The 8,417-nt window shown below is 63.5% G+C and carries 6 protein-coding genes; 1 reads left to right on the top strand and 5 read right to left on the bottom strand.

Annotation, left to right across the window (positions count from 1 at the left end; translation table 11 throughout):
* Positions 1–40 precede the first annotated feature (40 nt).
* The 4 genes from BG83_RS0106200 to BG83_RS0106185 form a co-directional block, all read right to left on the bottom strand.
* Positions 41–1,597: a DHA2 family efflux MFS transporter permease subunit gene (locus tag BG83_RS0106200; RefSeq protein WP_024975912.1), complete on the bottom strand. Its 1,557-nt coding sequence runs from the start codon at positions 1,595–1,597 to the stop codon at positions 41–43.
* A 3-nt stretch (positions 1,598–1,600) separates the two neighbouring features.
* Positions 1,601–2,875 (bottom strand): HlyD family secretion protein, encoded by a 1,275-nt coding sequence (locus BG83_RS0106195; RefSeq protein WP_024975911.1) that lies wholly within the window; start codon positions 2,873–2,875, stop codon positions 1,601–1,603.
* Between the two features lie 61 nt (positions 2,876–2,936).
* Positions 2,937–4,466 carry an AdeC/AdeK/OprM family multidrug efflux complex outer membrane factor gene (locus tag BG83_RS0106190; RefSeq protein WP_024975910.1) on the bottom strand — a complete coding sequence of 510 codons (1,530 nt, stop codon included), beginning with the start codon at positions 4,464–4,466 and terminating at the stop codon, positions 2,937–2,939.
* Between the two features lie 75 nt (positions 4,467–4,541).
* A complete protein-coding gene (locus BG83_RS0106185; protein WP_175537105.1) occupies positions 4,542–5,060 on the bottom strand; it encodes a MarR family winged helix-turn-helix transcriptional regulator in 519 nt (172 codons plus the stop codon).
* Positions 5,061–5,310: 250 nt separating this feature from the next.
* On the opposite strand from BG83_RS0106185, the gene typA reads away from it, so the two are divergent.
* Entirely contained in the window at positions 5,311–7,131 is a 1,821-nt protein-coding gene (typA, locus tag BG83_RS0106180) for a translational GTPase TypA (RefSeq protein WP_024975908.1), read from the top strand.
* Between the two features lie 74 nt (positions 7,132–7,205).
* On the opposite strand, the gene metC is transcribed toward typA, so the two are convergent.
* Positions 7,206–8,405 (bottom strand): cystathionine beta-lyase, encoded by a 1,200-nt coding sequence (gene metC / locus BG83_RS0106175; RefSeq protein WP_024975907.1) that lies wholly within the window; start codon positions 8,403–8,405, stop codon positions 7,206–7,208.
* Positions 8,406–8,417: the final 12 nt, after the last annotated feature.

Here is an 8,417-nt window from a genome sequence, read left to right as displayed (position 1 = left end):
ACGCAGCTACGCGTGGCTTTTTTGTTTGCTCGATGTTGGATCAGTGCGCGCCAGCTGCCGCTTCAGCACCGGCCGCCGACTTCGCCGGCTTGGTCAGCCAGATGAAGACGATCAGCACGATAAACAGCACCGCAGAAATCCAGAAGATATCGTTGGCGCCCAGCATTGCGGCTTGCTGCGAGATCACGCGTTCGATCACGCCATTGGCCTGCAGGTTGGGCATGCCCAGTTGCGTGTACTGGTTGATCGACGACGCATAGGCCGGGTTGTAAGGATTCACGTGCTCGACAAGCTGCGCGTGGTGGAGGGCAGAGCGGTTGTCCCACACCGTGGTCGAGATCGATGCACCGATGCCGCCGAACATGATCCGCACGAAGTTCGACAGACCCGAGGCCGCCGGAATCCGCTCGGGCCGCAGGCCCGACAGGATGATCGATGTGAGCGGGATGAAGAACATCGCCATGGCAGCGCCCTGGATCAGCGTGGGAATCATCAGCGTCCACGTGTCCACTTGCACGGTAAAGCGCGAGCGCATCCAGAACACCAGCGCGAAGGTAACGAACGCCGTGGTCGCCACCCAGCGTGCATCCATCTTCGGCAGGTTCTTGCCGATCACGGGCGACAGGATGATGGCGAAGATACCCACCGGCGCCATGATCAGGCCCGCATCCGTGGCGGTGTAGCCCACGATGGTCTGCAGCCATAGCGGCAGGATCACCAGGTTGCCGAAGAACAGTCCGTACGCCACCGAGATGGCAACGACCCCCGCGCTGAAGTTGCGGCCCTTGAACAGCGTCAGGTCCACCACGGGGTGATCTTCGGTCAGCTCCCACACCAGGAAGAACGCGAAGCCCACGATGGCAACGACCGTCAGCACCACAACCTCGGTCGAATTGAACCAGTCGAGTTCTTTGCCGCGATCGAGCATCAACTGAAGCGAGCCCACCCACAGGATCAATAGCGCCAGGCCGATCTTGTCGATCGGCAGCAAGCGTGTCGGCGATTCACGGTCCCTGTAGATGACCCACGTTGCGTACGCAGCCAGGATGCCCACCGGGATGTTGATGTAGAAGATCCACGGCCAGCTCATATTGTCTGAGATCCAGCCGCCGAAGATCGGCCCCATGATCGGCGCGACCAGCGTGGTCATGCCCCATAGCGCCAATGCCATCGAGCTTTTGGCGGGCGGATATGTCGACAGCAGCAGCGATTGCGACAGTGGAATCATCGGGCCTGCCACAGCGCCCTGGATGATCCGGGCGGCGATCAGCATGCCCATATTGGGCGCCAGTCCGCACGCCCACGACGACAGTACGAACAGCAGAATGGACGTGACGAACAGGCGCACCTGCCCGAAACGCTGCGTCAGCCACCCCGTGAGCGGCACCGAGATGGCGTTGGCAACCGCAAACGAGGTGATGACCCACGTGCCCTGGTTCGGGGCCACGCCCAGGTCGCCCGAAATTGCCGGGATCGACACGTTGGCGATGGACGAATCCAGCACGTTCATGAAGGTGGCCAGCGACAGCGCGACCGTACCGATCGCCAGTTTGGCGCCAGTCAGTGGCTGCAGCGGCTTGGGCGCGGCGGTTGCCATGCGTCAGACCTTGGGTGCGGGTTGCGAAGCGCGCGGACTCGTTGCAGCCGGCACGTTGGTGGCGGCCGGTGCATTAGCGCCGCCGCGGCCGGCGTTGGCGGTGATGATGCTGGCAATGACCTGGTCGGCGTCTTTTCCGGCCTGGTCGTACACCGTCGTTTGCAGCGGCGAAGCCGTCGGCGCGGTGGCCAGGCTTTGACCACCTTCGTCATGGATGTCGACCTTGGCTTCCATCGACAGGCCCACGCGCAGCGGATGGTCCTTCAGTTCCTTCGGGTCGAGCGACACGCGCACCGGCAGGCGTTGCACCACCTTGATCCAGTTGCCAGTAGCGTTCTGTGCCGGCAGCAGCGAGAACGCCGAGCCCGTACCCGCCGAGAAACCCACCACCTTGCCGTGATACGTCACGCTGCTGCCATACACGTCGGCCACCAGTTCAACCGGCTGACCCACGCGCATGTGGCGCACCTGGACTTCCTTGAAATTGGCGTCCACCCAGAGCTGGTCCAGCGGCACGATGGCCATCAGCGGCGTGCCCGGGGCGACGCGCTGGCCGACCTGCACCGAACGCTTGGCCACGTAGCCCGTGACCGATGCCGGCAGGCTGGTACGCGCATAGGCGAGGTAAGCCTCGCGGACCTTGGCGGCAGCCTGCAACACGTTCGGGTGACGGTCCAGCGTGGTCTGTTCGGTCAGCACGCGGTTGCCCTGCAGTTGTTCCTTGGCGGCTTCCAGTGCGGATTGGGCAGCCTGCACAGCGGTTTGTGCGTGCGAGATTTCTTCTTGCGACACGGCGCCCGTACCGGCGATCTGCTTGCGGCGGGCCAAGTCGTCCTTCGCCTTGGCGAGATCGCTCTCGCGCATGGCCAGCGTGGCGGTGAATGCGCTGGTGTTCGAGTACAGCGTACGCACCTGGCGCACCGTCTGCGCGAGCGCGGCTTCAGCCTGCTCCAGCGCGACGCGCGCATCGGCACGATCCAGCTCAATCACGGGCTGGCCGGAGGTGACGAGCTGCGTGTCATCGGCGCGAATGGCGACCACGGTGCCTGCCACCTGCGGCGTCACCTGGACCACGTTGCCTTGCACGTAGGCATCGTCGGTCGACTCGAACCAGCGGCCGTACAGGCCCCAGTAGACGCCGTAGCCGACGCCGGCAACCACCAGTGCGGCGGCCAGCGTGGTCAGCATGCGCTTGCGGTTTCCATTGGTATTGCCGTTGCCGGTGGGCGTTGCCGCGGGGGCTGCGGACGGAGCGGCTTGGGGCTTGTTGTCACTCATGATGTTGGCTCGAAAGAATGCGTTGGAACGGTCGGTTCAGTTCAATTCAATTCAGTACAGGTCAGCCATGCGATGCGGTAGCCTCGGGCTTGATGCCGGGGAGGTCTTCTGCCGTATAGCCGCCGCCGAGGGCCTTGATGAGGGCCATCTGCGCATCGAGTCGGCGTGCCTGCAGATCGGTCGCGAGCTTGCGTTGCTGCAACACGGTCGTCTCCGCGTTCAGCACGACCAGTTGTGTACCAAGGCCGGCGCTGTAGCGGGTGCGGGCGAGGCTGTAGGCGCGCTCAGCTTCGCTCAAGGCGGTGCGCTGGATGGCGATCTGCGAGTCGATGCTGTGCAGCGTGGTGATCTGGTCAGCAGTGTCGTGCAGGGCTTCGGTCAGCGTCTGGTTGTAGCTCGCGACAGCGGCGTCATAGTTGGCGTACTTGCCGCGCAGGTTGGCGCGCAGCTTGCCGCCCTGGAAGATCGGGAGCTTGAGCGCCGGACCGATGCCGAGCTGACGCGATGCGCCAAGCAGCAGGTTTTCCGGCGCAATCGAAGCCAGCCCCAGGAATGCGGTCAGGCTGATATCCGGCAGGAACTCCGCCTTGGCGACGTCGATATCCTTCGACGCGGCTTCCACGCGCCAGCGTGCGGCCACGAGATCCGGGCGACGACCGATCAGGTCGATGGTCAGGTTGTTAGGCAGCTTGGGCGTGGCTTGCGCCAGCAGCGTCGGGCGCGTGATCGCGAGGCCGCGGTCCGGGCCCTTGCCCAGCAGCGCGGCCAGCTGGTTGCGTGCCAGCGTGATCTGCTCGTCGACCTGTTCAAATTCCGTCTGTGCGGCGGCCACGTTGGCGCGAGCCTGCGTGGTTTCAACTTGCGTATCGAGCCCCGCACGCAAGCGTTGGCCTGCAAGGTTGGTCAAATCCTTGCGCTGCACGATTGCACGTTCGGCCACGTCGCGCTGCGCGTAGAGCGCGGCCAGCTTTGCGTAGGTGCGTGCCACCGTGGTCGACAGCACCAGTCGCGAAGCCTGGCTTTCCGCTTCCATCGATTTGTCGTCGGACAGCGCAGCTTCCAGCGCGGAGCGATTCTTGCCCCAGAAATCCAGGTCGTAGCTCACGCCAAGCTGGATCTTCGATTCCGTGAACCACCGGCCAGCGAGCGGCGTGCCTTCAAACATGTCGTATTCCGACAGGCGCTGGCGTGTCATGTCGGCATCGAGCCCGACGCTCGGATACAGATTGCCGCGCACCACATCGGCCATCGCACGCGAAGCGCGCACGCGAGCAAAGGCGACTTGCAGGTTCGGGTTGTCCTTGACGGCCTCGTCCACCAGTGCGCGCAGTTGCGGATCGTTGAACTGATCGACCCAGTTCTGCGACGGCCACTGGCCGCCCTGCGAGGGCAACGATTGCGCGCTCGCCAACTGGCCCGGCGTTGTCAGCGTCTGCGTGCTGCGCGAATTGCCGAGGTTTGCGCAACCGGCCAGCACAGCCAGCGTCACGGCGGAAAGCGCCACGCCCAGGCGCGCCGGCCATTGCGCGCGCGGACTGCCGGCGCGGCTTAGGGGCGAAAATGCCTGAGGGGCGGAGTTCGAGGCGTTCATGTTGTTTGATGGGTCAAGCGATCAAGAGGGGCGGAAAGCGTTCGGTGCTGCGGGTGCAATTCAGGCAGAGCAGCGTCAGTGACCGGCGGGGCGTACGCGATGCCCCTCCGTTGCGGCACCGTTGTCGAGAATGCGCTTGAGGAGCTCGCGCAGCGTATCGACGTCGCCAGGCGTGAAGCCGGCAAAGAAACGATTCAGCACGTGCGTATAGATGGCTGGCATGCGGTCGGCCAAGTCACGGCCGGCTTGGGTCACCTCCAGATGCACGACGCGGCGGTCGGACTCGCTGCGCACGCGCTCGATCAGGCCACGCTTTTCCATGCGGCTGAGCATGCGCGTGAGCGAACCGATGTCGGTGTTCAATTCGCGGCCGAGGTCGGTGGCGGTTTGGCATCGGCCGTTGGCGAGAAGCACCAGGCAACTGGCCTGGGAATGCGTCACATCCATCGCGGCAACTTCCTGCTCGATGGCCATGGACAGCGCCGTCTTGGCGCGCCCCACGAGGTAGCCCACGCTTTCGCACATGCGGTAGTCCTCCACCCGGAAGAGGGTTCCGGCAGCAACTTCGGTGGCGGGTCTTGTCTGTTCGGACATCTTATGTATGCACAATCATTGTCCGGACAAATATACGAATTGGCGCAGCAAACAGCAAGGTACTGAATGTGTGATTCCAGTTTAGGAAATAATGAGTGATTCATTAATCACTCAAACCTCGCTCCCTTATCGATTCTTCACTGAGTGTCATGTCTTGCGCATCGCAGCATGCTAGAATGTCAGGTTATTCCGCGAGCTGAATTTGGGTGCTGTCCCGGGCTCGTGTCACGTCTTTTCGAGTTCACATCCCATGCGCGCGCTTCGCAACATCGCCATCATTGCCCACGTTGACCACGGCAAAACCACACTGGTCGACCAGCTCCTTCGCCAATCCGGCACGTTCCGCGAGAACGAGCAGATCGCCGAGCGCGTGATGGATTCGAACGACATCGAAAAAGAACGCGGCATTACCATCCTCGCGAAGAACTGCGCGGTCGAATACAACGGTACCCACATCAACATCGTCGATACCCCGGGCCACGCCGACTTCGGCGGCGAGGTCGAGCGCGTGCTGTCGATGGTCGACGGCGTGCTGCTGCTGGTGGATGCCGTGGAAGGCCCGATGCCGCAAACGCGCTTTGTGACGCGCAAGGCGCTGGCCCTGGGCCTGAAGCCGATCGTCGTGATCAACAAGGTGGACCGCCCGGGTGCGCGTCCGGAGTGGGTGATCAACCAGACCTTCGACCTGTTCGACAAGCTGGGCGCCAACGACGACCAGCTCGACTTCCCGGTGGTGTACGCCTCGGGCTTGAACGGTTACGCCGGCCTGACCGACGACGTGCGCGAAGGCGACATGAAGCCGCTGTTCGAGACCATTCTCGACAAGGTGCCGCAGCGTAACGACGACCCGAACGGTCCGTTCCAGCTGCAGATCATCTCGCTGGACTACTCAAGCTACGTCGGCAAGATCGGCGTGGGCCGCATTACGCGTGGCCGTGTGCGTCCGCTGCAGGACGTGGTGGTCAAGTTCGGTCCGGAAGGCAACCCGATCAAGGGCCGTATCAACCAAGTGCTGAAGTTCCGCGGCCTGGAGCGTGAGCTGGTGCAGGAAGCCGAAGCCGGCGACATCGTGCTGATCAACGGTATTGAAGAACTGGGCATCGGTTGCACCGTGTGTGCGCCGGACGCCCAGGAAGCGCTGCCGATGCTGAAGGTGGACGAGCCGACGCTGACGATGAACTTCTGCGTCAACACCTCGCCGCTGGCTGGCCGCGAAGGCAAGTTCGTGACGAGCCGCCAACTGCGCGATCGTCTGGACCGCGAGCTGAAGTCCAACGTGGCCCTGCGCGTGAAGGACACCGGCGACGACACGATCTTCGAAGTGTCGGGCCGTGGCGAACTGCACCTGACGATTCTGGTGGAAAACATGCGCCGTGAAGGCTACGAGCTGGCCGTGTCGCGCCCGCGCGTGGTGTTCAAGGAAATCGACGGCGTGAAGTGCGAGCCGTTTGAGCGCCTGACCGTGGACGTGGAAGACGGCCACCAGGGCGGTGTGATGGAAGAGCTGGGCCGCCGCAAGGGCGAACTGCTCGACATGGCGTCGGACGGCAAGGGCCGTACGCGTCTGGAATACCGCATTCCGGCCCGCGGTCTGATTGGCTTCCAGGGTGAATTCCTGACGCTGACGCGCGGCACCGGCCTGATCAGCCACATTTTTGACGATTATTCGCCGGTCAAGGAAGGCGACCTGGGCGAGCGCCACAACGGCGTGCTGATCTCGCAGGACGACGGCGCTGCCGTGGCCTACGCGCTGTGGAAGCTGCAGGATCGCGGCCGTATGTTCGTGTCGCCTGGTGATGCGCTTTACGAGGGCATGATCATCGGCATCCACAGCCGCGACAACGACCTGGTCGTCAACCCGATCAAGGGCAAGCAGCTGACCAACGTGCGTGCGTCGGGTACCGATGAAGCTGTGCGCCTGGTGCCGCCGATTCAGATGTCGCTCGAATACGCGGTCGAGTTCATCGCCGACGACGAGCTGGTGGAAGTCACGCCGAAGAGCATCCGCCTGCGTAAGCGTCACCTGAAGGAACACGAGCGCAAGCGCGCATCGCGTGAAGAAGCGGTCTGATCGCCAGTCGATCTGCCAAGAAGACGCCCCGAGATTTCGGGGCGTTTTTTTTTCGTCCGGCCATGCCGGTGGCGTTACGTCTGGATGCGCGCGAAGGCTTGTGCCAGATCGCCGATCAGGTCTTGCGGGTCTTCCAGTCCGATATGCAGGCGCACGATCGGGCCCGCTCTGGACCAATCCGTGCAGGTGCGCGTGCCCGCCACATTGCTGACCGTCGCAAGACTCTCGAAGCCGCCCCATGAAGCACCGATGCCAAACAGCGTGAGTGCATCGACGAAGCGCCCAGCGGTTTGCGCATCTGCTTGGGCGAATTCGAACGAGACGAGTCCGTTGGTGCCGCTGCAGTCGCGTTGCCACAATGCGTGGCCGGGGTCTTCGGGAAGCGCGGGACAAAAGACACGTGCCACTTCCGGGCGCGCCACAAGCCAATGCGCAATCTCCAGCGCGTTACGTTCATGCATGGCGAGGCGCGCGGCCAGCGTGCGCGTGCCGCGCAGCACGAGATAGGCATCGTCGGGGCTGACAGCCACGCCTTGGGCGTCGCACATCGTGGCGAGCGTTTGCCAGCACGCCTGTGTGGTGGTCACCGTGCCCATCATCACGTCGGAGTGGCCGCTCAGGTACTTGGTTGCCGCCATGACCGATACGTCGGCGCCCAGTGTGAGTGGGCGGTATTGCAGGCCCGAACCCCACGTGTTGTCGGCGATGACCAGCGCCCCATGGCGATGCGCAATCTCAGCCAGCGCGGGCAGATCGCACATCTCATAGACGAGCGAGCCCGGGCATTCCACGTAGACGAGCTTGGTCGTCGTTTTGAGCTGCTGTGCGACATCGTTGCCGTCGGCGTAGAAATACGTCACCTCCACGCTCCAGGGGCGCAGGAACCTATCGACGAAATGACGCAGCGGCTGGTAGACGCAATCGGCAATCAATACGTGATCCCCTGGGCGGGCGAAGGCCAGGAAAACCATCGAGATGGCGGCCAGGCCAGTCGGGAAGAGCCGCGTGCGATAGCCGCCTTCGAGTTGCGCGACAACGTCTTCCAGCGCAAAGCCCGTCGGGTTGCCGCGCGCACCGTAGGTGAACATGCGTTCGGTGTCGCGACGGCGGCGCGCGTCGTTCATCTCGTCCATCGAATCGAACAGCACGGTGGAGGCGCGCACGACGGGCGGGTTGACGGCTCGGCCGCCTTCAAAGGCGGGCGATGTGCCGCCCTTGATGAGGCGAGTCGCGACTCGGGTTGCCAATCGTGGCTCGGTTTTCTGCGATGACATGGTGCGTGAGTC

It is taken from the genome of Ralstonia pickettii, from assembly GCF_000607165.1.
In the GTDB taxonomy this organism is placed as follows: domain Bacteria; phylum Pseudomonadota; class Gammaproteobacteria; order Burkholderiales; family Burkholderiaceae; genus Ralstonia; species Ralstonia holmesii.
The sequence above is the reverse complement of the archived record's forward strand: the minus strand, read 5'-3'. Positions and strand labels throughout refer to the sequence as shown.